This window comes from Gordonia sp. J1A, from assembly GCF_055393515.1.
In genome coordinates this window covers 1320438-1346545 of record NZ_AP041607.1, presented here as the reverse complement: position 1 = coordinate 1346545, position 26108 = coordinate 1320438, and the positions used below count along the sequence as shown (strand labels likewise).

Annotated in this window: 23 protein-coding genes and 2 riboswitches; of the genes, 14 read left to right on the top strand and 9 right to left on the bottom strand. The window is 68.3% G+C overall.

The genetic code is table 11. The annotated features are described in order from the left end of the window. Positions 1-3: 3 nt before the first annotated feature. Positions 4-1665, bottom strand: coding sequence for a 2-isopropylmalate synthase (locus ACZ5QD_RS06265; protein ID WP_464367184.1), 1662 nt, complete (start codon positions 1663-1665; stop codon positions 4-6). Between the two features lie 168 nt (positions 1666-1833). Here ACZ5QD_RS06265 and ACZ5QD_RS06260 point away from each other — a divergent pair, with 168 nt between their 5' ends. Both ACZ5QD_RS06260 and ACZ5QD_RS06255 read left to right on the top strand, forming a co-directional pair. Continuing rightward, the gene (locus ACZ5QD_RS06260) at positions 1834-2505 is read left to right on the top strand and encodes a FadR/GntR family transcriptional regulator (RefSeq protein ID WP_006895097.1); all 672 of its coding nucleotides are present in this window, start codon (positions 1834-1836) and stop codon (positions 2503-2505) included. Beyond that, on the top strand, positions 2502-3299 hold the full coding sequence (locus ACZ5QD_RS06255) for an ABC transporter ATP-binding protein (protein ID WP_045539443.1): 798 nt from the start codon (positions 2502-2504) through the stop codon (positions 3297-3299). Before ACZ5QD_RS06260 ends, ACZ5QD_RS06255 begins: the two co-directional genes overlap by 4 nt. A 9-nt stretch (positions 3300-3308) precedes the next feature. Here the strand turns inward: ACZ5QD_RS06255 and ACZ5QD_RS06250 are convergent, their stop codons facing one another. Next, a complete protein-coding gene (locus ACZ5QD_RS06250) occupies positions 3309-4328 on the bottom strand; it encodes a zinc-dependent alcohol dehydrogenase family protein (protein WP_346076507.1) in 1020 nt (339 codons plus the stop codon). 92 nt (positions 4329-4420) lie between these two features. Between ACZ5QD_RS06250 and ACZ5QD_RS06245 the strand changes: the two genes are divergently transcribed. Beyond that, on the top strand, positions 4421-5734 hold the full coding sequence (locus ACZ5QD_RS06245; protein WP_006895091.1) for an MFS transporter: 1314 nt from the start codon (positions 4421-4423) through the stop codon (positions 5732-5734). A gap of 7 nt (positions 5735-5741) precedes the next feature. Here the strand turns inward: ACZ5QD_RS06245 and ACZ5QD_RS06240 are convergent, their stop codons facing one another. After that, positions 5742-6077, bottom strand: a complete 336-nt coding sequence (locus ACZ5QD_RS06240; RefSeq protein ID WP_006895089.1) for a hypothetical protein — start codon at positions 6075-6077, stop codon at positions 5742-5744. Positions 6078-6132: 55 nt separating this feature from the next. Between ACZ5QD_RS06240 and ACZ5QD_RS06235 the strand changes: the two genes are divergently transcribed. Next, positions 6133-8523: a Tex family protein gene (locus tag ACZ5QD_RS06235; RefSeq protein ID WP_464367260.1), complete on the top strand. Its 2391-nt coding sequence runs from the start codon at positions 6133-6135 to the stop codon at positions 8521-8523. 29 nt (positions 8524-8552) lie between these two features. Next, positions 8553-8903, top strand: a complete 351-nt coding sequence (locus ACZ5QD_RS06230; RefSeq protein ID WP_006895087.1) for a VOC family protein — start codon at positions 8553-8555, stop codon at positions 8901-8903. Positions 8904-8946: 43 nt separating this feature from the next. On the opposite strand, the gene ACZ5QD_RS06225 is transcribed toward ACZ5QD_RS06230, so the two are convergent. The 4 genes from ACZ5QD_RS06225 to ACZ5QD_RS06210 are packed head-to-tail and all read right to left on the bottom strand — an operon-like array spanning position 8947 to position 12150. After that, positions 8947-9243 (bottom strand): DUF503 domain-containing protein, encoded by a 297-nt coding sequence (locus ACZ5QD_RS06225; RefSeq protein ID WP_045537865.1) that lies wholly within the window; start codon positions 9241-9243, stop codon positions 8947-8949. Between the two features lie 29 nt (positions 9244-9272). Then, entirely contained in the window at positions 9273-10460 is a 1188-nt protein-coding gene (locus ACZ5QD_RS06220; RefSeq protein ID WP_045537867.1) for a polysaccharide pyruvyl transferase family protein, read from the bottom strand. Positions 10461-10467: 7 nt separating this feature from the next. Further along, entirely contained in the window at positions 10468-11298 is an 831-nt protein-coding gene (ppk2, locus tag ACZ5QD_RS06215) for a polyphosphate kinase 2 (protein WP_006895084.1), read from the bottom strand. A 45-nt stretch (positions 11299-11343) separates the two neighbouring features. After that, positions 11344-12150, bottom strand: a complete 807-nt coding sequence (locus ACZ5QD_RS06210; RefSeq protein ID WP_464367183.1) for an META domain-containing protein — start codon at positions 12148-12150, stop codon at positions 11344-11346. 106 nt (positions 12151-12256) lie between these two features. Here ACZ5QD_RS06210 and secA2 point away from each other — a divergent pair, with 106 nt between their 5' ends. The 9 genes from secA2 to ACZ5QD_RS06165 all read left to right on the top strand — a co-directional run bounded on the left by secA2 (position 12257) and on the right by ACZ5QD_RS06165 (position 22574). Beyond that, a complete protein-coding gene (gene secA2 / locus ACZ5QD_RS06205) occupies positions 12257-14551 on the top strand; it encodes an accessory Sec system translocase SecA2 (RefSeq protein WP_006895082.1) in 2295 nt (764 codons plus the stop codon). Beyond that, positions 14548-15174 (top strand): CDP-alcohol phosphatidyltransferase family protein, encoded by a 627-nt coding sequence (locus tag ACZ5QD_RS06200; RefSeq protein ID WP_464367182.1) that lies wholly within the window; start codon positions 14548-14550, stop codon positions 15172-15174. Before secA2 ends, ACZ5QD_RS06200 begins: the two co-directional genes overlap by 4 nt. A gap of 141 nt (positions 15175-15315) precedes the next feature. Then, positions 15316-15720 carry a glycine cleavage system protein GcvH gene (gcvH, locus tag ACZ5QD_RS06195; protein WP_006895080.1) on the top strand — a complete coding sequence of 135 codons (405 nt, stop codon included), beginning with the start codon at positions 15316-15318 and terminating at the stop codon, positions 15718-15720. Between the two features lie 327 nt (positions 15721-16047). Beyond that, positions 16048-16509, top strand: a complete 462-nt coding sequence (gene garA, locus ACZ5QD_RS06190; RefSeq protein WP_006895079.1) for a glycogen accumulation regulator GarA — start codon at positions 16048-16050, stop codon at positions 16507-16509. Beyond that, a complete protein-coding gene (gene ftsR, locus ACZ5QD_RS06185) occupies positions 16506-17228 on the top strand; it encodes a transcriptional regulator FtsR (protein ID WP_006895078.1) in 723 nt (240 codons plus the stop codon). The genes garA and ftsR overlap by 4 nt, the downstream gene beginning before the upstream one ends. A 46-nt stretch (positions 17229-17274) precedes the next feature. Continuing rightward, a complete protein-coding gene (locus tag ACZ5QD_RS06180; RefSeq protein WP_006895077.1) occupies positions 17275-17790 on the top strand; it encodes a bifunctional nuclease family protein in 516 nt (171 codons plus the stop codon). 274 nt (positions 17791-18064) lie between these two features. Further along, positions 18065-18697 carry a MerR family transcriptional regulator gene (locus ACZ5QD_RS06175; RefSeq protein ID WP_006895076.1) on the top strand — a complete coding sequence of 211 codons (633 nt, stop codon included), beginning with the start codon at positions 18065-18067 and terminating at the stop codon, positions 18695-18697. A 79-nt stretch (positions 18698-18776) separates the two neighbouring features. Next, a riboswitch (glycine riboswitch) is annotated at positions 18777-18877 on the top strand. Next, positions 18878-18994: riboswitch (glycine riboswitch) on the top strand. It begins immediately after the preceding riboswitch. A gap of 42 nt (positions 18995-19036) precedes the next feature. Continuing rightward, the gene (gcvP, locus tag ACZ5QD_RS06170; protein WP_006895075.1) at positions 19037-21910 is read left to right on the top strand and encodes an aminomethyl-transferring glycine dehydrogenase; all 2874 of its coding nucleotides are present in this window, start codon (positions 19037-19039) and stop codon (positions 21908-21910) included. Positions 21911-21938: 28 nt separating this feature from the next. Continuing rightward, positions 21939-22574, top strand: a complete 636-nt coding sequence (locus tag ACZ5QD_RS06165; RefSeq protein ID WP_006895074.1) for a dihydrofolate reductase family protein — start codon at positions 21939-21941, stop codon at positions 22572-22574. 22 nt (positions 22575-22596) lie between these two features. Here ACZ5QD_RS06165 and ACZ5QD_RS06160 read toward each other — a convergent pair whose 3' ends face one another. Together ACZ5QD_RS06160 and ACZ5QD_RS06155 are read right to left on the bottom strand one after the other, a co-directional pair. Continuing rightward, positions 22597-23775 (bottom strand): substrate-binding domain-containing protein, encoded by a 1179-nt coding sequence (locus ACZ5QD_RS06160; protein ID WP_006895073.1) that lies wholly within the window; start codon positions 23773-23775, stop codon positions 22597-22599. A gap of 120 nt (positions 23776-23895) precedes the next feature. Next, positions 23896-26061 (bottom strand): malate synthase G, encoded by a 2166-nt coding sequence (locus ACZ5QD_RS06155; RefSeq protein WP_222111436.1) that lies wholly within the window; start codon positions 26059-26061, stop codon positions 23896-23898. Positions 26062-26108 lie beyond the last annotated feature (47 nt).

The window sequence follows — 26108 nt, the reverse complement described above, 5'->3', positions numbered from 1 at the left end:
CGCTCAGTGCCTGCGGGCGGCGGCCGACGCCGCCCGATCGGCCTCGTCCTCCGACGCCCCGATGCCTGCCGACCAGCCGCAGTCGTCCCCGCGCCGCCACTCCAGAACGGTCAGGAAGCGTCCGCGTTCCGGCGCCGTGATCGCGCTCCGGTGACGGCTCAGAGGTTCGATGGCGTCCGCGCGCGCTGAGGTGCTGTCCGCGGCGCCGTCTGCGGGCATGTACTCCGCGCAGAACAGCGTCCAGAGCGTCTCCGCGTCGACTTCGCGGCCCTCGGTGTCCGTGTGCCGTTGCACGACGCGTGCGAAGTCGATCTGAAGGCGGCGTGGCAACTCGACGCCGAACTCGGCTGCCAGCAGATACGCGATACCGCCCTTGCCGGATTGCGAGTTGACCCGGATCACCTCATCGTACGTGCGGCCCAGGTCGGCCGGGTCGACCGGCAGATAGGGCACGTCCCACGGCATCTCCGATTCGGCGTGACCGGCATGGGCGGACCGGCGTCGGTGGTCGGCGAATCCCTTGGCGATGGCGTCTTGATGAGTGCCGCTGAATGCCGTGTACACCAGGTCGCCGACGTACGGGTGGCGTGCATGGATCTCGATCTGGTTGGCCTCCTCGACGACTCGGCGGATCTCGTCGATGTCCGAGAAGTCGATCATCGGGTCGACGCCCTGTGCGTGGAGATTGAGGGCCAAGGTGGCGATGTCGACGTTGCCGGTCCGTTCGCCGTTGCCGAACAGGCATCCCTCGACGCGTTCGGCGCCGGCCAGCACCGCCAGTTCCGCGCACGCGATTCCGGTGCCGCGGTCGTTGTGCGGGTGCACCGACAGGATCACCGATTCCCGACGCTCGAGGTTCAGGTGCATGTACTCGATCTGGTCGGCGTAGACGTTCGGCGTCGCGATCTCCACGGTCGCAGGCAGATTCAGGATCACCGGACGATCAGGAGCGGCGTCCCACAGCCGCGTCATCGCGTTGCAGACGTCGAGCGCGAAATCCGGCTCGGTGAGGTTGAAGACCTCGGGGGAGAACTCGAAACGGACGTTCGGCAGGTCGCCGGCGAATTCCAACACGTCCCGGCCGCCGCCCAGAACGGTCTCGAGCAGCTCCGACCGCGACTGTCTCAACACGATGTCGCGCCAGACGGGTGCCGTGGCGGTGTACATGTGCACCACCACGGGATTGTCGATCCCGCGGATGGACTCCACGGTCCGCTCGATCAGATCCCGTCGCGCCGGAGTGAAGACGACCACCGTCACGTCGTCGGGGGCCAGATCGGTCTCCGCGATCTGCCGGACGAAATCGAAGTCGGTGGCCGACGCCGAGGGATAGCCGACTTCGATCTCCTTGTAGCCCATGGCGACGAGCAATTCGAACAGCTGGCGCTTGCGTGCCGGGTTCATGGGTTCCGGCAGTGCCTGGTTGCCGTCGCGCAGGTCTACCGGAACCCACAGCGGCGCGGACGTGAGGCGAGCCTCGGGCCACCGGCGCGTCGTCAGCGGAACCTCGACGCGACGGTACACGTCGCGGTACCGGTGCGAGGGCATCTGGGATCGCCGCTGGCGGTTCCATGAGGGTGACTGGTCGGGTATCGGCCCGGCAGGGGTGCTGATGGAGCCGAAGGCGTCGGGCCGGGACGCGGGGGATTCGGATTCGGTGAACATGGGATCTCGCTTTCGCAGAAGTCGGGTGCAGACCGGCGTCGGGGCCCACGGGGAGTCGCCGGTCTGCGGATCAGGACTCTCCGTGGCTGATGAGTCGGAGGGAAGCGAGGTTCTGCATGGCGCTAGAATCTAACACAACTCATCAGACAAGTAGAGGAGTGAGTGGTCATGCCCGCACAGGTGCGGCGAACGCCGCTGGCCGATCAGGCCGCCGAGGTACTGCTCGAGCGCATTCGCGCCGGGGAGTGGACACTGGGCCAGAAGCTTCCCGGCGAGAGCACGCTGGCGGTCCAGCTGGGGGTCGGCCGATCCACCGTGCGGGAGGCGGTGCGCCAGCTGGCAGGGCGCGGCGTCCTCTCGTCACGCCAGGGCGCCGGCGTCTTCGTCGCCGCAGTCGACGTGCCGGAGAACTGGGACGACGTCCTTCGCAGGGCGGACGTCGTCGCAGTGCTGGAGGCGCGCACCGCGATCGAGACCGAAGCCGCCGCGCTGGCGGCACGGCGCCGCACTCCGGCGCAGCTGCGCGCCATGCGTGCGGCGCTCGAGAAGCGCGAACAGAGCCGGAGCGGAATCGAGGACCGCGTCGCGGCCGATATCGACTTCCATCGGGCGGTGGTCTCCGCCGCCGGGAACCCGGTGTTGACCGAACTGTTCGACGCGATGACCCCGCGGGTGCGCGTCGCGATGGTCGACTTGCTGCGGATCCGTCGAGAGTTCGACACCGACATCGACCATCGCGCCCACGCCGACATCGTCGACGCCGTGGCGGCGAGGCGACCTGCCGACGCCGCAACCGCGGCACGCACCCATCTGGACGGACTCAAGGAGGCACTCGCGTGACACGCGCACAACAGGTTCTGCGGCTCGACGCCGTCACCTTCCGCCGCAACGGCCGGCAGATCCTGCACGGCATCGACTTCACCGTGCATGCGGGAGAGCACTGGGCGCTGCTCGGCCCGAACGGAGCGGGCAAGACCACCATCGTCGGGTTCTGCGCTGCTCAGACGCACCCGACGACGGGCACCGTCGACGTCTTGGGTAAGCGCCTCGGTCGCGTCGACACCGCCGAACTGCGCCGCCACATCGGCCACGTGAACCCGCGTCATCGGCTGCAGACCGGACTCACCGTGACCGAGGTCGTCCTCACCGGCGTCACCGGAACCATCGATCTGCCGATGCGATGGGTGCCCTCCGCGCAGGACCGGGCCAGGGCCGCAGCCCTCATCGACGACGTCGGAATGAGCGCGCGTGCCGACTCCGATTGGCTCACCCTGTCGCAGGGCGAACGGGGACGGGCGCTGATCGCGCGCGCACTGATCAGCGATCCCGAACTCCTGCTGCTCGACGAGCCGACCACCGGCCTCGACGTCGCCGCCAGGGAACAACTCCTCGAAACCGTCGACGCACTCGCGGTGTCCGAGCCCGAGGTGGCCTCCGTGCTGGTCACCCACCACCTGGAGGAGCTGCCCGAGACCACCAGCCACGCACTCGTGATCCGCGACGGCGCGGTGGTGGCCTCCGGAACGGCGGCTCAGACGGTCACGTCGGAGGTCATCAGCCGGGCCTTCGACCATCGGATCGCCGTCGACCACGCCCAGGGTCGGTGGAGCGCCCGGGCCGTGAGGGAACGCTGAACGAGCAGCTCACACGGTGAGCATCACCTTGATCGCTTCGCGCCGGTCCATCGCGCGGTAGCCCTGGGCCGCGTCCTCGAGGGGCAGTGAGAGATCGAAGACGCGGCCGGGGTCGATCTCTCGGGCCGCGATGCGGCGCACCAGATCGGGCAGATACCGGCGGACCGGTGCGGGCCCGCCGTGCAGATGCACCGCCGAGTAGAAGAGCCTGTCGCCGGGCAGTTCCACGCCGTGCGAGACGCCGACGAAGCCGACGTGGCCGCCCGGGCGGGTCGATCGGATCGCCTGCATCATCGACTCCTGGGTTCCGACGGCCTCGATCACCGAGTGCGCGCCGAGTCCACCGGTCAGTTCCTTGACCGCCGCGACGCCGTCCTTGCCGCGCTCGGCGACGATGTCGGTGGCACCGAACTGCCTGGCGAGTTCCTGGCGGTCGGCGTGTCTGCTCATCGCGATGATGCGCTCAGCTCCCATCTGGCGCGCCGATAGAACGCCGAGCAGGCCCACCGCACCGTCGCCGACGACGGCGACGGTCTTGCCCGGCCGGACCTGGGCGGCGTCCGCCGCGAACCAGCCCGTGCCCAGGACATCGGACGCCGCGAGATACGAGGGGATCAGGTCGTCGTCGGGCGGCGCCGGCGTCGCGACCAGCGTTCCGTCCGCCCACGGGATGCGGGCGTACTGCGCCTGGGTTCCGATCCCGCCCATCGGGTGGACGTTGACGCATCGGGACTGATAGCCGGCCTCGCAGATCTCACAGGTGTTGTCCGAGGCCATGAACGAACCCACCACGAAGTCACCGACCTTCACGGTGCGTACCTCGGGCCCGACCTCTTCGACGTAGCCGACGTACTCGTGGCCCATCGGCGCCTCGTCGACGTCATTGGCACCGCGATAGGGCCACAGATCGGAGCCGCAGATGCACGTGGCGGCGAGACGGATGACCGCATCGGTGGGCTGTTCGATTCGGGGATCGGGTCGATCGACGACGCTGACGTCTCCGGGCGAATGCATGATGACTGCGCGCATGCCGTCCACGGTAATGCGAACCGATCGCCCGCGCAGACGCGCGGGGACAGGGCGTACGTTGGACTGCGGAAGTCTGGAGTCCAGGAGGGTTCGTGCAGCTGAGGCAGTCGTCGACATTCGCCTCCCTCGCCGTACCGAACTTCCGGACCTATGTGACCGGCGCACTGGTCTCCAACGTCGGCACGTGGGTGCAGCGGGTGGCCCAGGACTGGCTGGTGCTGCAGCTCTCCGGCGGATCGGCGATGGCGGTCGGCATCACGACGGCGCTCCAATTCGTTCCGGCGCTCGTCCTCTCACCCTTCGGCGGTGTCCTCGCCGACCGCTTCGACAAGCGCAGACTCCTGATGTTCACGCAGAGCTGGATGGCGCTGAGCGCGCTGGTGCTCGGCGCCCTCGCGGTCTCCGGCGTGGCCCAGACCTGGCACGTGTACGTGTTCGCCGTCGTCTTCGGGATGGGTACGGCGCTGGACGCACCCGCCCGCCAGGCCTTCGTCTCGGAGATGGTCGGAACCGAACGGCTCACCAACGCGATCGGGCTCAACAGTTCGGCCTTCAACGCCGCGCGGCTCATCGGCCCGGGAGTCGCAGGGCTCATCATCGCGGCCTTCGGCAGCGGGTGGGCGATCCTCAGCAACGGCGTCAGCTATCTCGCCTTCCTGATCGCCTTGATGCTGCTGAACAGGGACGAACTGGTCCCGGCCGAACCGCTGCGCCGGGCGAAGGGCCAGGTGCGCGAGGGGGTTCGGTATGTGGCCGCGCGCGCCGATCTGCTGATCGCCCTCGGCGTGGGTTTCGCCGTCGGCACCTTCGGTCTGAACTTCCAGATGACGAACGCGCTGATGGTGCGCAACGAGTTCCACCTGGACGCCGAGATGTACGGTCTGCTCGGCACCGTCTCGGGCGCGGGGTCGCTGCTCGGCGCGCTGCTGGCCGCGCGGCGGAAGTCGTCTCCCGGACTGCGGTTCGTCGTCAGCGCCGCGCTGGTCTTCGCGGTCGTCAACGTGCTGTCGGGTGCGTTGCCGACCCCGCTGCTCTACGGCCTGGTGCTGCCTCTCGTGGGACTCTCCGCGCTGCTGTCGCTCACCGCGACCAACATGTACGTGCAGATGCATGTCGACCCGCAGGTCCGCGGGCGGGTGATGGCGCTCTACATGACGGTGCTGATGGGCGGCACACCCATCGGCGCGCCGCTCCTCGGTCTGCTCGCCGAATGGTTCGGACCGCGGGCGCCGCTCATCGGCGGCGGCGTGATCCAGGTGGCGGTGATCGCCGGAGTGCTGGCGCTGGTAGCCGTGCGCGTGCAGCGCGGACGGTCGAACGGGATCTCCGGGCTGGCGCGCGACAGCCGGCTCGGAATGTTCGCCGAGGTCCCGGTCGCCGCCCCGGACCCGGAACGTGAGTGCTGAGCGGCGCTCAGTCGTCCGGAGCCTCGAGTGTGTGCGATTGCGCGCGCAGCCGCTCGAACTCGGCGAGTTTGTCGGCGCCCTCGCGGGTGGTCCGATAGCGCGACAGCACCTGCATCGCCGTCTGCGTATTGGCCATCACCCACATCATGGTGTCGAAGTCGGCTTCCAGGTCCTCGCCCGCGTCGTTGCGCCGCCGCAGATTCTCCAGTTGCGGACGCATGGTCTCCATCCATGCGATGTCGCCGGGTTCGGCTCCGCGCGGCGACGCCTCGGCTGCGTCGACTGCGGTGAAGGCCGCCTCCCACGTGAACGCGAGCTTGTCGAACGGGGTCGGTTCGGTCATGCCAGCCAGGTTATGACACGGGCGGCCAGCGGCCCGGGCACCACCCTTCGGTAGCCTGCATGCGGTGACCAACAGTGCGCCTCTCGAGTCAGTGAATGCCCGCATCGCCAAGGAGCTCTCCGTCGGCGAAGGCCAGGTCAGCGCGGCGGTGAAGCTGCTGGACGAAGGATCGACCGTCCCGTTCATCGCCCGGTACCGCAAGGAGGTCACCGGCAGTCTCGACGATGCTCAGCTGCGTCTGCTGGACGAACGACTGCGCTATCTGCGCGAGCTCGACGAGCGCCGGGCCGCCGTCATCGCGTCCATCGACGAGCAGGGGAAGCTGACCGACGAACTGCGTGCATCGCTGCTGGCCGCCGACACGAAGGCGCGCGTCGAGGACATCTACCTGCCGTATAAGCCCAAGCGTCGAACCAAGGCGCAGATCGCGCGTGAGGCCGGTCTCGAGCCGCTGGCCGAGGCGTTGCTCGCCGATCCGTCGCTGGTTCCCGCCGACGCCGCTGCCGCCTACATCGGCGAGCAGGTCGCCGATGCCGCCGCCGCTCTCGACGGCGCACGCCACATCCTGATCGAGCGCGCTTCGGAGGACGCCGAGCTCGTCGGTGCGGTCCGCGAGAAGTTCTGGGCCGACGGCTCGCTCCGGACTCAGGTCCGGCCCGGTGCCGAGACCGATGCCGCCGCGCAGAAGTTCCGCGACTACTTCGACTTCGCCGAACCGCTCGACGCGATGCCGTCCCACCGCGTGCTCGCCGTATTGCGCGGCGAGAAGGAGGAGGTCCTGAGCCTGACCTTCGACGGTGGCGACGACGAGCCGTACCAGGCGATGGTCGCAGCGACCCTGGGCGTCGACCAGTCGCATCCGGGTGCGGCCACCGACTGGCTCACCGCTACGGTTCGCTGGGCGTGGCGGACCAAGCTCATGATCACCGCGACGATCGACGCGCGGATGAAGCTCCGGAGCCGGGCCGAGGACGACGCGGTCGCCGTCTTCGCGACCAACCTCAAGGATCTGCTCCTGGCGGCTCCCGCCGGGACGCGCACCACTCTCGGCCTCGATCCCGGGTACCGGACCGGCGTGAAGGTGGCGGTGGTCGACGCGACCGGCAAGGTGGTGGACCACTGCGCGATCTTCCCGCACAAGCCGCAGCAGCAATGGGATCAGGCCAAAGCCACGCTGGCCGCGCTGATCGCGCGCCACGGGGTGGAACTGATCGCGATCGGCAACGGAACGGCCTCGCGCGAGACCGATCAGCTCGCGGGCGAGCTGCTCTCGGACATCAAGAAGTCCGGCGCCCGGCCGCCGGTCAAGGCCGTCGTGTCGGAGGCGGGCGCATCGGTGTACTCTGCGTCCGAGTACGCCTCCCAGGAGCTCCCGCAGCTCGACGTCTCGATCCGCGGCGCGGTCTCCATCGCGCGTCGCCTCCAGGATCCGCTGGCCGAGCTGGTCAAGATCGATCCCAAGTCGATCGGCGTGGGTCAGTACCAACACGACGTCTCGGCGACCAACCTCGCGCGCAGCCTCGACGCGGTCGTGGAGGATGCGGTGAACGCCGTCGGCGTCGATCTCAACACCGCGTCGGTTCCGTTGCTCTCGCGCGTCTCGGGGATCACCCCCACACTCGCCGCCGGAATCGTGGCTCACCGAGACCGGACGGGTGCGTTCCGAAGCCGGACCGGTCTGCTCGACGTCCCCCGTCTGGGTCCGAAGGCGTTCGAGCAGTGCGCCGGCTTCCTGCGCATCCGCGGCGGCGACGATCCGCTGGACGCCTCCGGCGTGCATCCGGAGGCGTACCCGGTGGTGCGCAAGATCCTCGACCGCAGCGGTCGCGAACTCACCGAGCTCATCGGTGACAGCACGACGCTGCGCACCCTCAAGCCCGCGGAGTTCGCCGACGACACGTTCGGTGTCCCCACCGTCACCGACATCCTCGCCGAACTGGAGAAGCCCGGCCGCGACCCGCGGCCGGCGTTCACCACCGCGACCTTCGCGAGCGGAGTCGAGAAGGTGTCCGATCTGCGGCCCGGCATGGTGCTCGAAGGCGTCGTCACGAATGTCGCGGCATTCGGTGCCTTCGTGGACGTGGGCGTGCACCAGGACGGACTCGTCCACGTCTCGGCGATGGCCGACCGGTACGTCTCCGACCCGCACGAGGTGGTTCGCTCGGGCCAGATCGTGAAGGTGAAAGTGCTCGAGGTGGACGTCGACCGGCAGCGGATCGGTTTGTCGCTGCGACTGAACGACGAGGCCGACGCCGGTCCGCGCGGCGGTGGTCGCAGACGCGGGGGCGGCGAGAACCGGGGCAGCGACAACAACCGGGGCGGAAAGGGCCGCGGAGGCGGCCCGCGCGGCGCTGCCGGTCAGGGCCGGGGCGGTTCCCGGCGGGACGACCGGCCGGCCGGCGGATCGATGGCGCAGGCGCTGCGCGATGCGGGATTCGGCCGCTGACCAGCGGCGTGCCCGTTAAGGTCTCTCGCATGGGCATCAGCATCGGAATGATCACCGTCGACACCGCCGACGCGCTGAAGCTCGCGCGGTGGTGGGCCGAGGCGCTCGGCGGCGAGATCGCGGAGGAGAACGAGGGCTGGTTCGTGACGGTTGCGCTGGGGGCGGGCCGACCGATGATCGCCTTCCAGAAGGTCGCCGACCCCACCCCCGGCAAGAACCGGATCCACCTCGATCTGCGTGCCGACGACAGGACCGCGGAGGTGGAGCGTCTCATCGCCGCCGGTGCGACCCTGGTGGCGGAGCGCAGCATGGGCGACGGGTTCGCCTGGACCACGCTGGCCGATCCGGACGGCAATCAATTCTGCGTCGCATCGGACTGAACGCGACCGGGTCACCGGCCCACAGCGTCGCCGGGCGGACGGTTCACAGGTCGTCGGTCGAGACCATCCGGCGACGGACCGACAGGAGTTCCACCTCGGGCCGGGCGGCGCCGAACCGTTCGACGGCGTCGAGCACCTCGGTGACGTGCGCGGCGTCGCCGCTGACCGCCGCGACCCCGATGAGGGTCCGCCGGTGGACGTCTCGATGATCCACCTCGGCCACCGAGACGTCGTACCGCCGGCGGATCTCGGCGATCAACGGCCGGATGACGGAGCGTTTGCCCTTCAACGAGTGAACGTCGCCGAGCAGGAAATCGAATTCGAGAGAACCTATCCACATAGGGTTGCCGACTCTACGGCATCTTCCGATCAGCGCAAGCCGGTTCCCGGCGGGTACAGCCGGTGCGCCAGCGCGGCCTTGCGAGACCGATTCGTGGCCACGGTGGCGGGGGAGAAGCCGCCGGCGCAGGGCCGCGGGGGAACGTCGCAGTCCGGACCGACGAAGGTCCACGCCGAACCGGCCTCCGACAGCGAGGCGTGCTTGGTGCCGTAGTAGTCGGGCTTGGCGATCACCGCGACGCCCGAATCTCCGGCCGAAGCCGCGATCAGGTGCGGGTGGAAACGAGTCGACACCCACGTCCGTCCCCGGCCCGTGGGCAGCCCCGACGCCCAGACCTGCTGGAACGACAGCCGCTCGGCGCCATCGAGCCGGGCGCCCAGGCGGTTCGCGACCACCGCGTCGATGCCGGGATTGCACTCGGCGATCACCACCTCGGGGCCGGCGACAGCCCATTCGTCGAGCGTCGCCTCGATGAATCGCGCTACAGCGGTCACTCCGCGGTCACCGCGCCACGAGAAGTCGTCGGTCAGATCGCCCTGTGCGCACACCACCACGCCCGCCTCTTCCGGCGGGCCGGGTTCGGGGCGGGCCACCGCGGCCGACAGCCACGCGTCGTCGCCGGTGAACGATGCACCGCGGACCGGCCCGAGGTACTCCGCGCTGGGCGCGTCGCGAACGTCGAAGACGTCGAAGCCGTCGACGGCAGCGCGGAAATCCTCGGCGTCGAGACCTGCGAAACCCGGTGTCAGACCGGCACCGCTGGCCACCGCCCGTCCGCCGGTGGACCGCGTCACCGCGGCGACGGCGGGGACCAGCGCGAGGTGATGCGGCCACAGGCCGTTGAGGAAGCCGCCGCCGACGATGTGGACGGTCCCCGCCCGCAGCAGCAGTCGGGCCCCGGGATCGGAGCCGGCGGACCGATGCAGGTCGTAGACCGGATCGGAGCGGTGGCCGTCGCCCGGTGCGAAGACCCGGCGCCACAGAGTGTCGACGAACACGGCGGCGGGATTGGCGTGCTGGAGCAGCAGCGCCGCCTGCCCGGGCCGAGGCGAATCGACCACGACCACCGCGGCCGGTCGCCGCGCCGCCAGATGCCGGAGCCAGGCCTCGGCGATGAGTTCGTCGCCGAGATTGGGAAAGCCGGCGACGCTCACCAGGTACACCACCTCCCGCGTTCCGACCGGCAGCCGGGACGCGAGGAGGTTCAGGACGGACACGGCGGAATCAGGACTCCCGGTCGCCGATGAGAGCGGCCACGTGATCGGGCACGAACTTCGACAACGACCGCGGCGGCCGATGATAGTTGCCCGACTCGATCGGCTTCTTGGGCAGCTTCACCTCCGCCCGCTGGACGGGTTCGTAGTCGATGGTGGAGAGCAGGTGGGAGATCATATTGAGCCGGGCGTTGCGCTTCTGGTCGGACTCGACCACGTACCACGGACTGCTCGAGGTGTCGGTGTGCACCATCATCTCGTCCTTGGCCCGGGAGTACTCCTCCCAGCGGTACACCGACTCGAGATCCATCGGACTCAGCTTCCACTGGCGCACCGGATCGTCGCGGCGGGCGCGGAATCGGCGGAGCTGTTCCTCATTCGACACCGAGAACCAGTACTTGCGGAGGATGATCCCGTCGTCGATGAGCATCTGCTCGAAGATCGGTGTCTGCCGGAGGAACCGGGTGTGCTCTTCGGGCGTGCAGAAGCCCATCACCTTCTCGACACCGGCGCGGTTGTACCAGGAGCGGTCGAAGAGGACGATCTCACCGGGCGCGGGCAGATGTGCGACGTATCGCTGGTAGTACCACTGTCCCCGTTCCCGATCGGTGGGTGCGGGCAGCGCCGCCACCCGGCAGATCCGCGGGCTCAGGTACTCGCTGATGCGTTTGATCGCTCCGCCCTTGCCTGCGGCGTCCCGGCCCTCGAAGACCACCACCACGCGGGCTCCGGTGGCCCGCACCCACTCCTGCAGGGTCACGAGTTCGGTCTGCAGGCGGAACAGCTCGGCCTCGTAGATGTCCTTCGGCAGCTTGGGCGGCCGCCCGCTCTTCTTCGGCATAGACGCAGTGTAGGGGCCGCGGCCGCGGACCGCCGACAGGACGCGCTACGCGATGCCCGACGCCGTCAGCCGCAGCCCGACGGCACTGTTCGCCGCGTTGGTCAGCCGCATCTCGTCGCCGTCGACCTCCACGATCACCTCGTCCCGGAGCGCTGCGAGCACCGTGCGCTCGACGTCCGCGGTCTCCGGATCGCACGCCCGGCGGGTGGTCGCGATCGGCGACAGGTGGATCCGGTCTCCGTCGACGCGCGCCCGCCCGGTCATCCTGTTGCAGCCCGTGCTGCCCGCGAACGCGCCGTCGCTCGCGATCTCGAAGTACGGCTTGCTGTTCTCGAGTGCGGCAGAGGTCGAGACCGCGGCGTCGGTGACGAGCGCGCTGACCCGCCATCGGGTGCCGACGACGGGACGCTCGCGCCGCTCGGCGAGCGTCACCTTCCGATCGCCGCGTTGCAGAGTGAGCGTCGTACCGTCCAGATGCCACGACAGGGGTGAGCCGAACAGGTCCGTGACCCATCGGTCGGCGCCGTCGCGTGGCGGCGGACACGCCATCATCGTGCCGACCAGATTCCCGGTCGTGAGCACGCCGCCGGTGAACGCGACGGCGCCGCCGTGCCCGTTGCATCCGGCATTCGCACTGATGGTGCCCTTGCCGAAGGCGAGCAGCAGCGGTCCTCCGCCCGGAATCTGCGGGCCCCGGACCTCCGTGGACAGATACGTCTTCCCGACCAGCTTTGCGGGGTCGGCGTCGGGCGTGGTCGAACGGTCCCCGCAGCCCGCCAGAATCGACGTACCGGCGACGATCGCGCCCATAGCTGCCAGCACCCGCCAACGCGTCCGGCGTCCGATGATCATGTGCGCCACGGTAGCGCAGCGCCGCGTACGGTAGATCACGATCGACCCCGGCGTCGCGACGCGCACCGAGGTCTCTGCAGTCCGGAGTTCGAGGAACAGGAAGCACGTGGGAAGACTCACCAACGCGATGTGGCGCATGCTGGGTGCGCAGACCTCTCGCAACCAGTCGCAGTCGCTGACGATGATCGAGGAGTCCGCTGAACACGACGAGTGGGCCGCGGGGCTCGGGGACGGTGAGTTCGCGGGCGCCGCAGCCGAACTCGACATGTCGGTGGTCGGCGACCGCGCGAAGTTCCTGGCGCTGGTGCGCGAAGCCGGCGACCGCAAGCTCGACATGAAGCCCTTCGACGTGCAGTTGCAGGGTGCGCTGCGCATGCTCGAGGGCGACGTCGTCGAGATGGCGACCGGCGAGGGCAAGACCCTCGCGGGCGCCATCGCGGCGATCGGCTACGCGCTCGACGGTCATCAGGTGCACGTGGTCTCGGTCAACGACTATCTCGCCGATCGTGACGCGAAGTGGATGAAGCCGCTGTACGACGTCTTCGGGATCTCGGTCGCCTCGATCAACGAGCACTCCACCCGCGAGGAGCGGCAGGCGGCGTACGACGCCGACGTCACCTACGCCTCGGTCAACGAGATCGGGTTCGACGTCCTGCGCGACCACCTCGCGCTGCACGCGGACGAACTCGTCGCACCCGAACCCGACGTGGTGATCGTCGACGAGGCCGATTCGGTGCTGGTCGACGAGGCACTGGTTCCGCTCATCCTCGCCGGCTCGACCGACGCGGAGATCCCGAACAAGGCGATCCACGAGGTGGTGTCCCACCTCAAGTCGAAGCACTACGAACTCGACCAGGACGGTAAGAACGTCTCGCTGACCGAGGAGGGCGCCCAGTTCGTCGAGTCCACGCTCGGCGGCATCAACCTCTACGACGAGGAACATGTCTCGAGCACGTTGGTGCACGTGAACGTCGCGCTCTACGCCTACTACCTGCTCGAACGCGACGTCGATTACATCGTGCGCGACGGCGGCGTGCATCTGATCAACGCCTCCCGCGGCCGAGTGGCGCGGCTGCAGCGCTGGCCGGACGGTGTCCAGGCCGCGGTTGAGTACAAGGAGGGCCTCAACCCCACCCAGGCGGGCGAGGTGATCGACACGATCACCGTTCAGGCGCTGATCGGCCGGTACCCGCGCGTCGCGGGCATGACCGGCACGGCGATCGCTGCGGGTGAGCAGTTCCGGCAGTTCTACGATCTGCAGGTATCGCAGATTCCGCCGAACGCCCCCAACATCCGCGTCGACGAGCCCGATCGCGTCTACGACACCAAGGCGCACAAGGTGGAGGCGGTCGTCGAGTTCGTCTCCGAGATCCACGCGACCGGACAGCCGATCCTGATCGGCACGCACGACGTGGCGCAGTCGGAGGAGCTCGCGTACTTCCTGGAGCGGGCGGGAGTTCCGTCGGTGGTGCTCAATGCGAAGAACGACGCCGAAGAGGCGGCGATCATCGCCGAGGCGGGCCGTAGATCAGCCGTCACGGTCTCCACGCAGATGGCCGGCCGCGGCACCGACATCCGGCTCGGCGGCTCCAGCGGTGACGAGGCCGCCCGCGAGGAGGTGATCGAGCTCGGCGGACTCTGCGTGGTCGGCACCGGACGCTACGACACCGAGCGGCTCGACAACCAGCTGCGCGGCCGTGCGGGGCGGCAGGGCGATCCCGGCCGATCGGTCTTCTTCTCGAGCCTGGAGGATCCGCTCGTCACCAAGAACCTCACGCACCAGCGTGAGCAGCAGCCGATCTCCTCGGACGGGTCGATGGGAGCCAAGGGAGTCGAGAGCGTCGAGAACGCCCAGAAGATCGCCGAAGGCGCGATGCTGCAACTCCACAGCAACACGTGGGAGTACAACAAGCAGGTCAACGAGCAGCGCAACGCGATCGTCCGGCGGCGGATGGCGGTACTGACCACCGATCAAGCCCTGACCGACCTCAAGGAGTCCGAGCCCGAGCGGTACGAGAGCCTGTCGGCGGACGTCGACGACGAGGTCCTGGCGGAGGCCGCGCGGCAGATCGTGCTGTACCACCTCGACCGCGCGTGGGCCGATCACCTCGCGTACATCGCTGACGTGCAGGCCAGCATCCACCTGCGGGCATTGGGCGCGCAGAGCCCGCTCGAGGAGTTCCACAAGCTGATCTTCGCCGAGTTCGCCAAGCTCGCCGACGAGGCGATGGAGGCGGCGCGCAAGACCTTCGTGGACGCCCGCATCACCGCCGACGGCGTCGACCTCGGCTTGGAAGGACTGCATCGCTCGACGATGACGTGGACCTACCTGGTTCACGAGAATCACTTCGCATCCGCCGGTGCGCAGGCGATTCAGGGCATCGTCGGCATCTTCCGATGACTCGGCCGCGGCCGCAGGACTCGCGCGAGGCACCGCGAGCCGAACGGAGTGACGCCGTGTGGACGGTGCCCAATGCGCTCAGCGTGCTGCGTCTGCTCCTGATCCCGGTCTTCATCTGGCTGCTGCTCGTGGAGGAGTCGGCCGCCTGGGCTTTCGCGGTGCTCTTCGTCTCGGGCCTCACCGACTGGCTCGACGGGAAGCTCGCGCGCTGGCTCGGACAGTCGTCTAAGCTCGGCGCGCTGCTCGATCCGGCGGCCGATCGCCTGTACGTGATCGTGATCCCGATCTGCTTCGGTATCCGCGACTTCGTTCCCTGGTGGCTCATCGGACTGATCGTCGGCCGCGATCTGCTGCTCTTCGCCACGGCGCCGCTGCTCAAATCGAGGGGCGTGACGGCCCTGCCGACCCTCTACGTCGGCAAGGCCGCCACCTTCGCGCTGATGAGCGCCTTCCCGTTGCTTCTCGCCGGTCAGATCGACGGTGTGGTGGGCACGGTGTGCCATCCGATCGGCTGGGCCTTCCTGATCTGGGGCGTCGGCCTGTATCTGTGGTCGCTGGTCCTGTACTGGATTCAGACCGTCGCCGTGGTGCGGACGATGCCGCCCAGGTCAGTCACAGGCTGATCACGCATCGCTCGCTCGGTCGGGCTGATGCGCGATCCGGCGGCTCGTCACGATAAAGTCATGGAGCGCCTCGCGGCCGCAACGGAGCGGCGGGCGAGGGTGAGTCCAAGTCTTCCGACAGTTCCTGAGAGAGGCCGCAACGTGAGCGACACCAAGATCCCCGCAGAGCTGCGTTACACCGACGAGCACGAGTGGATCCGCAAGGTCGGTGACAAGACCGTCCGAGTGGGGATCACCGATTTCGCGCAGGACGCGCTCGGCGACGTGGTCTTCGTTCAGCTTCCGGAGGTGGACTCGGACGTCGAGACGGGCGAGTCGTTCGCCGAGGTCGAATCGACCAAGAGCGTCTCGGACATCTTCGGTCCGCTCGACGGTACCGTCGCCGCTGCCAACGAGGCTCTCGACGGTGCTCCCGAGCTGGTCAATTCGTCCCCGTACGAGGACGGCTGGCTGGTCGAGATCACGGTCGGCGACGACGCCGACCTGGACCAGATTCTCGCCGGTCTGCTCGACGCGGAAGGCTACCGGGCGGTTATCAGCGGCTGACCGCCAGCTGACGACCGGGCTTTCCGGAGGCGACTCGTGCCCGCACCGCGGACCGGGTCGATATGATTTCCAGTACGCCAAACGTCCCCGACCCCGGGCGGCGTTCGGACAAAGACGGTAGGTTCACTTAAGAAGGTTCCTGCCTCGCAGACGCACATCTCAACGACGAGATGGTCCGATGCATGTGTAACAGCGAGTGAGCCCAAAGGTGCGGTACCCCCGGACAATTGGAGTTCGCGCAGGTACCTCGGCTGACCTGCGGCATGCCCCACCAGGGGGCGTCGCGAGTCTTGAGTCACGGCGGGGTGCGTTGACGATGAAGGAGATGTGGTGAGCGGTAACGACAACGGCTTTGAAGCGCCCGTGGAGACGACTTCGGTCTTCCGCGAGGACTTCATCAAGGAAGTAGACGCCCCCGCGGCGTCGAACGAGCCGGCCGATACCGGTGTCGAGCGGCTGTCGCCGGGAACGGCGCTGCTGGTCGTGAAGCGGGGACCGAACGCAGGGTCGCGGTTCCTGCTCGACCAGCCGACCACGTCGGCCGGCCGTCACCCCGACAGCGACATCTTCCTCGATGACGTGACGGTGAGCCGCAGGCACGCCGAGTTCCGGAGCAACGGCGACGACTTCCAGGTGGTCGATGTGGGCAGCCTGAACGGCACCTACGTCAACCGCGAGCCGGTCGACACCGCGACCCTCACGAGCGGGGACGAAGTGCAGATCGGCAAGTTCCGTCTGGTGTTCCTGTCCGGCCCGCGCGCCGGTGAGGCAGGTGCCACGCAGTCGTGACCTCGTCTGCTGCGCGCGCGTCCGCCGCGAGCGACCGCACGATGTCGATCGGTGCTGTGCTCGCGGTGCTGCGAGAAGAGTTCCCCGACGTCACGATCTCGAAGATTCGGTTCCTCGAAACCGAGGGTCTGGTGACTCCCGATCGTGCGCCGTCCGGTTATCGCCGATTCAGCGATCAGGACTGCGAGCGGCTGCGGTTCGTGCTCACCGCTCAGCGTGATCGGTATCTGCCGTTGAAGGTGATCCGCGAGCAGCTCGACGAGATCGACGCGGCCGCCGGCGGCGCGGGCCCGCGACTGCTGTCGTCGGCGCGCAGTGCGGTGGCCCCGGCGACTGATTTCAGCTCGCGCGGCGGCCGGGTGGATCGGGAGACGCTCATCGAACGGACCGGCGTCGACTCGGCGTTCATCTCCGAACTCGTGCGCAACGGACTCCTCTCTGCGGGCCCCGGCGGCTTCTTCGACGAGGACGCCGTGCGCCTGGTGGAGGCTGCTGCGGCGCTGGCCAACTTCGGGCTCGAGACGCGCCACCTGCGTGCGTTCAAGGTCAGTGCCGACCGCGAGGCCGGGTTGGTCGCACAGATCGCCGGCCCCATCGCGAAGGGCAAGGGCACCGGTGCGCGCGACCGTGCCGAGGAACTGGTCCGTGAGATGGCGGCACTGTCGGTGACGCTGCATACGCAGTTGGTCAAGGCCGCCGTTCGCGGCGCCCTCGACTGACCGGTAGCCGCGTAACCTGTATTTCAAGAGATCAGGAGGCGAGACCATGGGTGAGATGCGTGTCGTGGGTATCCGAGTGGAGCCTCCACAGAACCAACCGGTCCTGCTGCTGCGCGAGGTGAGCGGCGCCAGGTATCTGCCGATCTGGATCGGCCAGAGCGAGGCCGCCTCCATCGCGCTGCAGCAGCGGGGCGTGGAGCCGCCCCGCCCGCTCACTCACGATCTCGTGGTCAATCTCTGTGAGGCCTTCGGCCGTTCCCTTCAGCAGGTTCGGATCGTCGACATGCAGGAGGGCACCTTCTACGCAGAGATGGTCTTCGACGGCGAGGTGGTCGTCGAGGCCCGTCCGTCGGATGCGATCGCGGTCGCCATGCGTTGCGGTGCGCCGATCATCGCCGCCGACGACGTCCTCGACGACGCCGGGATGCTGATGCCCGACGAGGACGGCGAGCCCTCCGCGGAGGCCGCGGACGGTGCGAGCGAGGACGAGGTGGAGGCGTTTCGCGAGTTCCTCGACCAGGTCTCGCCCGAGGACTTCCTCGGTCCCGAGTCGGGGTCCTGACCCTACGGGCTCGTCGCCGAACCCGATGCGACGTCGGATTCCGGGGCGGCGCGCCGCCCGACACGGTAACGAATCCGTCTCTTCGTCATCACCGTTTGTCTACACCTGAAGTTTAGGTTGAGGTTTACCGCGAGTCGCGTTGATTGCGTGCCGCGGAGTCCATAGTTTTATCCCAGCATCGTCACCGTGAGCGTTGACGAACACTTTGTCAGCGGTCGGGAGTACGCTCGATACGAGAGTTCCGCCGGCCCGAGTCTTGTGTAAGGGAGCTACCGTGGGCGATCATCCGTCAGATCTGCAGTCCGGCGACCACCCGTCCGCCGATGCGGAATCGGTGAGTGCGATGCCGGTACAAGGCGGCCTGGATGACATCGCTCCGGGATTGTTCCCCAACGACACGGTGCCCGACGAGTTGGTCGGTTACCGCGTGCCGAGCGCCTGCCAGATCGCGGGGATCACCTACCGACAGCTCGACTACTGGGCTCGCACCTCGCTCGTGGTGCCGTCGATCCGGGGCGCGGCCGGCTCGGGAAGCCAGCGTCTCTACTCCTTCAAAGACATCCTCGTTCTCAAGATCGTGAAGCGGCTGCTCGACACCGGCATCTCGCTGCAGAACATCCGAGTGGCGGTCGACCACCTTCGTAAGCGCGGCGTCGAGGACCTCGCCCGGATCACCCTGTTCTCGGACGGCACCACGGTCTACGAGTGCACCTCCGCCGAAGAGGTCGTCGACCTCCTCCAGGGCGGACAGGGCGTGTTCGGCATCGCCGTGTCGGGCGCCATGCGCGAACTCACCGGAACCATCGCGGACTTCCCGGGGGAGCGTGCCGACGACGGTGTCAGCGAACCGTCGCCCGAAGACGAGTTGGCGGCCCGTCGCAAGAACCGCACCCGGCGCACCGGATAGGCCACGTCGGCAGTCCCGCGTGACGGTCCACACGCCGGACCGTGATTCGCGCCCGACTCTTGGTACCCTGTCGGTGCGTCGCTACGCTGCGGGAGAGCGTCGTCCGGGACATCCGGGCAACCGCCGAAGGAGCAACACCTCTCCGTCAAACTCTCAGGCACCCGGGACCGTGGCTGCTGACGACGTCTCTGGAAAGTGGCGGGTGCGCGCACCCGCCCGCCCACGGTGAAAGGCATCGGTCCGCCGCTGCCGAATCTCTCAGGCGCTGCGTTCGTGCGGCATGACAGAGGGGGAGGGACCAGTCCGGCGCGGCCGGACCGAGAAGATCAAGGTGCCCTCTTGTCGACCCCCGCTTCTGAGTTCTCCCAGCGTCACCTCGGCCCCGACGCCGACGAACTGGCTGTCATCCTCGACGTCCTCGGCGTCGGATCCCTGGACGAGATCGCCGCGAAGGTGGTTCCCGCGTCGATCGCCGACGGCGCGGACACGAACGGATTCGCTCCGGGACTGGACGCCCTGCCCGCTCCGCTGACGGAGGCGCAGGCGACCGCGGCGATGCGCGAACTCGCGAATCGCAATGTGGTCGCCCGATCGATGATCGGTCTCGGTTACTACGACACACACACGCCCGGAGTCATCAAGCGCAACATCCTGGAGAACCCGGCGTGGTACACCGCCTACACCCCGTACCAGCCGGAGATCAGCCAGGGTCGGCTCGAAGCGCTGCTCAACTTCCAGACCATGGTGTGCGATCTGACCGGCATGGAGGTGGCGAACGCCTCAATGCTGGATGAGGCGACCGCGGCCGCCGAGGCGATGACGCTGCTGCGCCGCGCCGGTAAGTCGAAGTCGAACCGCGTGGTCGTCGACTCCGACCTCTTCCCGCAGACGCGTGCGGTGATCGAGACCCGTGCGACGCCGCTAGGCATCGAGGTGGTCGAAGCCGAGCTCGATGGGTCGGCGCCGGACGCGGGGCTTCCCGAGGGCGAGTTCTTCGGAGTCATCGTGCAGACGCCCGGTGCGAGCGGCCGGATCACCGATCTCGGCCCGGTCATCGAGGCGGCGCATGCGCGAGGTGCGCTGATCGCCGCAGGCGTCGACCTGCTGGCCGCCACTCTCATCACCCCTCCGGGAGAGCTCGGCGCGGATGCGTGCTTCGGCACCACACAGCGCTTCGGTGTCCCGATGGGCTTCGGTGGACCGCACGCCGGCTACCTGGCGGTGCACACCAAACGCACTCGTCAGCTTCCGGGGCGCCTCGTCGGCGTCTCCAAGGACGCGGACGGCAACCTCGCGTACCGCCTGGCACTTCAGACCCGCGAGCAGCACATCCGACGCGAGAAGGCGACCAGCAACATCTGCACGGCGCAGGTGCTGCTCGCCATCATCGCCGCGATGTACGCCTCCTACCACGGCCCGTCCGGGCTCAAGGCGATCGCCGAGCGGGTGCACGGGCACGCCGCAGACCTCGCCGATCGCCTCGCGGGCGGTGGATTCGGTGTGGAGCACGCCTCGTTCTTCGACACCCTCACCGTGCGGGCCGACGGCAGGGCCGCGGAGATCGTCGACGCGGCCAAGTCGCGCCACGGCATCAACCTGCGGTTGATCGACGCCGACCGCGTGGGCGTCGCGTGCGATGAGACCACCACCGCCGCCGACATCGATGCCGTCCTGGACGCCTTCGGCGCCGCGGGTGCCGCGGCGACGCAGTTCAGTGCCCCGATCGCGAACCGCAGCAGCGAATATCTGACGCATCCGGCCTTCCACCTGCACCGGACCGAGACCGCGATGCTGCGCTACCTGCGGATGCTCTCCGACAAGGACATCGCTCTCGACCGCAGCATGATCCCCCTGGGCTCGTGCACGATGAAGCTGAACGCGACCACCGAGATGGAGCCGATCACCTGGCCGGAGATCGGCGGCCTGCACCCGTTCGCCCCGCTCTCCGACAGCGAGGGCATCCGCGAGCTGATCGCTCGGCTGGAGAACTGGCTGGTGGCCGTCACCGGTTACGACCGCGTGAGCCTGCAGCCCAATGCCGGCTCGCAGGGCGAGTACGCGGGTCTGCTCGCGATTCGCCGTTACCATCTCTCGCGCGGCGACGACGCACGCGACGTCTGCCTCATCCCCTCCAGTGCTCACGGAACCAATGCGGCGTCGGCCGTCATGGCCGGGCTGCGCGTGGTGGTGGTGGCCAGCCGTGACACCGGGGACGTCGACATCGACGATCTGCGCGCGAAGATCGAGAAGCACCGCGACGAGTTGGCGGGCATCATGATCACCTACCCGTCCACCCACGGCGTGTTCGAGCACGAGGTCACCGACATCTGCGACGCGGTGCACGAGGCCGGCGGCCAGGTGTACGTGGACGGCGCCAATCTCAACGCGCTCGTCGGCCTGGCCCGGCCGGGCCGGTTCGGGGGCGACGTCTCGCATCTGAATCTGCACAAGACGTTCTGCATTCCGCACGGCGGCGGCGGCCCGGGCGTCGGACCGGTCGCGGTGCGCGAGCATCTGGCGCCGTTCCTGCCGAGCAGCCCGCTGGCCTCCGAACTTCCGCAGACCGGCGTCGCGATCTCGGCGGCGCCGTACGGTTCGGCGTCGATCCTGCCGATCACCTACGCGTACATCGCCATGATGGGTGCCCAGGGACTGCGGACCGCCACGCTGACCGCGATCGCCTCCGCCAACTACATCGCGCGTCGCCTGCGCGACCACTACCCGGTGCTCTACACCGGAGAGGGCGGCTGGGTGGCTCACGAGTGCATCCTGGACCTGCGTGAACTGACCAAGGACAGTGGAGTCTCGGTCGACGACGTCGCCAAGCGACTCGCCGACTACGGCTTCCACGCGCCCACGATGAGCTTCCCCGTCGCCGGAACCCTGATGGTGGAGCCTACTGAGAGCGAGAATCTCGCCGAACTCGACGCCTTCATCGACGCGATGATCGCCATCCGCGGCGAGATCGACAAGGTCGCCGACGGCACCTGGTCGGTCGAGGACAATCCGCTCGCCGGCGCGCCGCACACCGCCGAATGCCTGGTGGGCGAGTGGAATCACGGATACGACCGGCTCACCGCCGTGTACCCGAACGGTCTCCCGTCGTCCGGAGCGCGCGCCAAGGTGTGGCCGGCCGTCCGCCGGATCGACGGAGCCTTCGGCGACCGGAACCTCGTCTGCAGCTGCCCTCCGATCGAGGCCTTCAGCGAGTAGGCTCGCGGGCACCGACAGGAGGCTCGCGATGTCCAAAGTCCGTGTCCACAACCTCAACGTCTCGCTCGACGGTTTCAGTGCGGGCGGAACCGTCACGTACGATGCGCCGATCGGCGAGGCGGCCCGGTTGTTCGACCACTTCGACGGCCGGGTGATCTGGGGTGTGGACGCGATCGCCGAGCCGGTTCGCGCCGATCACGTGTTCACCAGTGCGTGGAGTCAGGGGATCGGCGTCGAGATAATGGGACGCCGCAAGTTCGGTCCGCAGACCGGACCGTGGGCCGACGACGGCTGGCGCGGGTGGTGGGGCGACGAGCCTCCGTTCCGCACACCCGTGGTGGTGTTGACGCATCACGAGCGCCCGCCGATCGAGTTCGCGAACGGCACCGTCTTCCACTTCGTGGACGCCCCGGCGCCGCAGGCGCTCGAGTACGCGCGCGGACTCGCCGGCGGCGATGTCCGCCTCGGTGGCGGACCCACGTCCGTCCGCGAGTTCCTGCACGCCGACCTGGTCGATTTCATGCATCTGGTCGTCGTCCCGGTGGTGATCGGTTCGGGCGTCTCGATCTGGGACAGCTGTGCCGAACTCCAGGACCGCTTCGACGTCGAGTCGGTGACCACCGGCAGCGGCCTCATACACCAGTTCTGGAATCGGAAGCGGTAGGCCCTTCGCGCCGGTCCCGCTGTTACGGCGCCGCCGCCGGGTAGACCACCTTGCTGATCGCGACCGCGGCCGCGGGCTCGGGGAGCGGCATCGGGTCGGCGATCGGGCCGAAGGTCACGGTCGGCGTCGGTGCAGGCAGCGGCCCGGCACCGCGGAAACCCGCCTTGGTCAGGATCTGCATCTGGGCCGGTTTGCGCGCGAAGGTGAAGAACTGAGAGACGGCGTCGCTGACGTGCGCCGGAACCAACTGGCCCGACAGTTTCACCACCGGATAGTCGGCCGACGGAGTCGGGCCCTTCGGCGCGACCACCGCGACCCGGGCGGTCTTGTCGTCCTTGGTGAGCATGTAGAGGTGCTGCTCGGTCACCGACACGGCGCGGACCGGCGCATCGGAGGGATCGCCGGTCCCGGCGATCGAGTCGACGGCGGCGTCGATGGAGCCGTCCCCGACTTTCGGCGGAGCCGACATGAGCTGATCGAGCGCAGCGACCACCTCGGGTGACTGCGCCTGTCGGAGAGTGAGCGGCTTCTGGGTCGGGACGGTCGCGGCCGCGACTGCTTGGGCTCCCAGTGCGGTCGCGGCCGACTGCGGGCCGGTGGGCATCGCGATGCGCATCGAGCCCCACGACGATCTGCCGTACGCGGAGAGGGAATTGGCGCGGGTCTGCGCGGGCAGGTCGGACCACCCGATGCGGCCGTCGGCGGCCTTCGCGATCTCGGGCTCCATCGCCAGCCGGACCGGCGACGACACGAGCGATTCCGGGTTGCCCTGGAGCACGTCGGGCTTCGCGGTCTGCAGGGCCGCGGACCAGATGGACGACTCGGGCACCCAGGCGGCGGGGAAATCACCGTAGGTCTGCGCGTCCCACTTCTGGGCGGTCAGACCCTCGAGAGTCGCGCGGGCGTCGGCGGGTCGCACGTCCACGGTGATGCAGTGGTCGCGGACCACCGGCTCGGTGTTGTTGTAGTCCTGCGCGATTCTCTGCAGACCCGGTGCGATCGCGGGATCGGCCAGAACGGAGATCTTCGCCGGTCCCTCGAGGCACTCACCGGCCGCCACCGGCTGTTCGTCGTCGATTCGATCGCCGAGTTGACGCCACGCCGTGACGATGCCCGCGATCAGAATGATCGCGAGGACGAATGCCAGCAGCGGTCGGCTGATGTAAGTCCTACTGCGTCCACCCGAATTGTGCTTCGCCACTGATCGTCCTTCCTCCGGCGATTCGTGTCATGCCAGGCCGATGCGCGTCCAGCGGGCCGATGCACCGAGCCCGGACCGAGAATCCGGTCCGGGCTCGGTGGTCTGCACCTTCCGTGTATATCAGGCGTTGGCTGCCTTGTACTCGCGGCGCGCGGCGTGCAGCAGCGGTTCGGTGTACCCGCTCGGCTGCGTCGCGCCCTTGAGGATCAGGTCCTTGGCGGCCTGGAAGGCGATGTTGCCGTCGAAGTTCGGCGCCATCGGACGGTAGGCGGGATCGCCGGCGTTCTGCCGGTCGACCACCGGTGCCATCCGCTCGAGCGCGGCGACGACCTCGTCCTCGGTGACGATGCCGTGACGGAGCCAGTTGGCGAGCAGCTGGCTGGAGATGCGCAGCGTCGCGCGGTCCTCCATCAGCGCGACGTCGTGGATGTCCGGCACCTTCGAGCAGCCGACGCCCTGATCGATCCACCGGACCACGTAGCCGAGGATCGACTGCGCGTTGTTGTCGAGTTCCTCGCGCTTCTCCTCCTCGCTCCAGTCGGTGCTCTTCGCCAGCGGGATGGTCAGGATGTCGTCCACAGACGCCGGTTCGCGCTTGGCGATGTCGTCCTGACGCTCGAAGACGTCGACCTCGTGGTAGTGCAGCGCGTGCAGGGTGGCGGCGGTCGGCGACGGCACCCACGCGGTGTTGGCACCGGCGTTGGGGTGACCGATCTTCTGCTCCAGCATGTCGGCCATCAGATCCGGCATCGCCCACATGCCCTTGCCGATCTGCGCCTTGTGCTGCAGACCCGCGTGCAGACCGGTGTCGACGTTCGAGTCCTCGTACGCGTTGAACCAGGTCTGGCCCTTGATCTCGGCCTTGCGGACGAACGGGCCGGCCTCCATCGAGGTGTGGATCTCGTCGCCGGTGCGGTCGAGGAAACCGGTGTTGATGAACACCACGCGCTCGGAGGCCGCCTTGATCGACGCCTTGAGGTTCACCGACGTGCGGCGTTCCTCGTCCATGATGCCGACCTTGAGGGTGTTGCGCGGCAGGCCGAGGACGTCCTCGACGCGGCCGAACAGTTCACTGGTGAAGGCGACCTCGTCGGGACCGTGCATCTTCGGCTTCACGATGTAGATCGAGCCGGTGCGGGAGTTCTGCAGACCTTCGGCGCTCATACCGTGGATGCCGATCGCCGAGGTGATCAGCGCATCCATGATGCCCTCGGGGACCTCGTTGCCGTCGGCGTCGAGGATGGCGGGGTTGGTCATCAGATGGCCCACGTTGCGGACGAAGAGCAGCGAACGACCGTGCAGTTCCACCTCGCCGGTGCCGTCGGGCGCGGTGTAGACCCGGTTCGGGTTCAGCGTGCGGGTGAAGGTCTTACCGCCCTTGTTGACTTCTTCGGCCAGGTCGCCCTTGTTGAGGCCGAGCCAGTTGTGGTAGCCGAGCACCTTGTCGTCGGCGTCGACCGCGGCGACCGAGTCCTCGAAGTCCATGATCGTCGTGACGGCGGATTCGACGGCGACGTCCTTGACGCCGGCGGCGTCGGTGGCGCCGATCGGCGACTCCGGATCGATCTGGATCTCGACGTGCAGACCGTGGTGGCGCAGGAGGATGCCCGACGGCGCTGCGGCGTCGCCGGTGTAGCCGGCGAACGCGTTCGGGTCGGCGAAGGTGGTGGTGGCGTCGCCGATCGCGGCGACGACCTTGCCGTCGACGACGGTGTACGAGGTCACGTCGGCGTGGCTGCCCTGCTCCAGCGGCACGGCCTTGTCGAGGAAGGCCTTGGCGAACGCGATGACCTTGTCACCGCGGACCTTGTTGTAGGACGAACCCTTCTCGGCACCGCCGGTCTCCGGGATCGCGTCGGTGCCGTAGAGAGCGTCGTACAGCGAGCCCCAGCGCGCGTTGGACGCGTTGAGGGCGAAACGGGCGTTGAGAATCGGCACCACCAGCTGCGGTCCGGGGATGTTCGCGATCTCCTCGTCGACGTTCTCCGTGGTGATCTGGAAGTCCTCGGGCACCGGGACGAGGTAGCCGATCTCGGTCAGGAAGGCCTTGTACTCGTCGAAGTCGAAGTCCTGGTGGTCGCGGTGCCAGGCGTCGATCTTGGCCTGCAGGTCGTCGCGGACGGCGAGCAGCTCGCGGTTGCGGGGAGCGAGGTCGTTGATCACGGCCGCAGCGCCCGCCCAGAACTTCTCGGCGTCTACACCCGTGCCGGGAAGCGCTTCGTTGTTGACGAAGTCGTAGAGGACTTCGGCGACCTGCAATCCGTTGACGGTGACGCGTTCGGTCATGGCAACCTTTCCTTTGCGAGTGCGTACTGCGGGAACGTCGGCTGCGT

Excerpts from the sequence above, each read along its gene's own strand:
- ACZ5QD_RS06265 (WP_464367184.1), bottom strand. The coding sequence starts at position 1,665 with ATGTTCACCGAATCCGAATCCCCCGCGTCCCGGCCCGACGCCTTCGGC.
- ACZ5QD_RS06260 (WP_006895097.1), top strand. The coding sequence starts at position 1,834 with ATGCCCGCACAGGTGCGGCGAACGCCGCTGGCCGATCAGGCCGCCGAG.
- ACZ5QD_RS06250 (WP_346076507.1), bottom strand. The coding sequence starts at position 4,328 with ATGCGCGCAGTCATCATGCATTCGCCCGGAGACGTCAGCGTCGTCGAT.
- ACZ5QD_RS06240 (WP_006895089.1), bottom strand. The coding sequence starts at position 6,077 with ATGACCGAACCGACCCCGTTCGACAAGCTCGCGTTCACGTGGGAGGCG.
- ACZ5QD_RS06230 (WP_006895087.1), top strand. The coding sequence starts at position 8,553 with ATGGGCATCAGCATCGGAATGATCACCGTCGACACCGCCGACGCGCTG.
- ACZ5QD_RS06225 (WP_045537865.1), bottom strand. The coding sequence starts at position 9,243 with ATGTGGATAGGTTCTCTCGAATTCGATTTCCTGCTCGGCGACGTTCAC.
- ppk2 (WP_006895084.1), bottom strand. The coding sequence starts at position 11,298 with ATGCCGAAGAAGAGCGGGCGGCCGCCCAAGCTGCCGAAGGACATCTAC.
- ACZ5QD_RS06210 (WP_464367183.1), bottom strand. The coding sequence starts at position 12,150 with ATGATCATCGGACGCCGGACGCGTTGGCGGGTGCTGGCAGCTATGGGC.
- ACZ5QD_RS06200 (WP_464367182.1), top strand. The coding sequence starts at position 14,548 with ATGACTCGGCCGCGGCCGCAGGACTCGCGCGAGGCACCGCGAGCCGAA.
- ACZ5QD_RS06180 (WP_006895077.1), top strand. The coding sequence starts at position 17,275 with ATGGGTGAGATGCGTGTCGTGGGTATCCGAGTGGAGCCTCCACAGAAC.
- ACZ5QD_RS06165 (WP_006895074.1), top strand. The coding sequence starts at position 21,939 with ATGTCCAAAGTCCGTGTCCACAACCTCAACGTCTCGCTCGACGGTTTC.
- ACZ5QD_RS06155 (WP_222111436.1), bottom strand. The coding sequence starts at position 26,061 with ATGACCGAACGCGTCACCGTCAACGGATTGCAGGTCGCCGAAGTCCTC.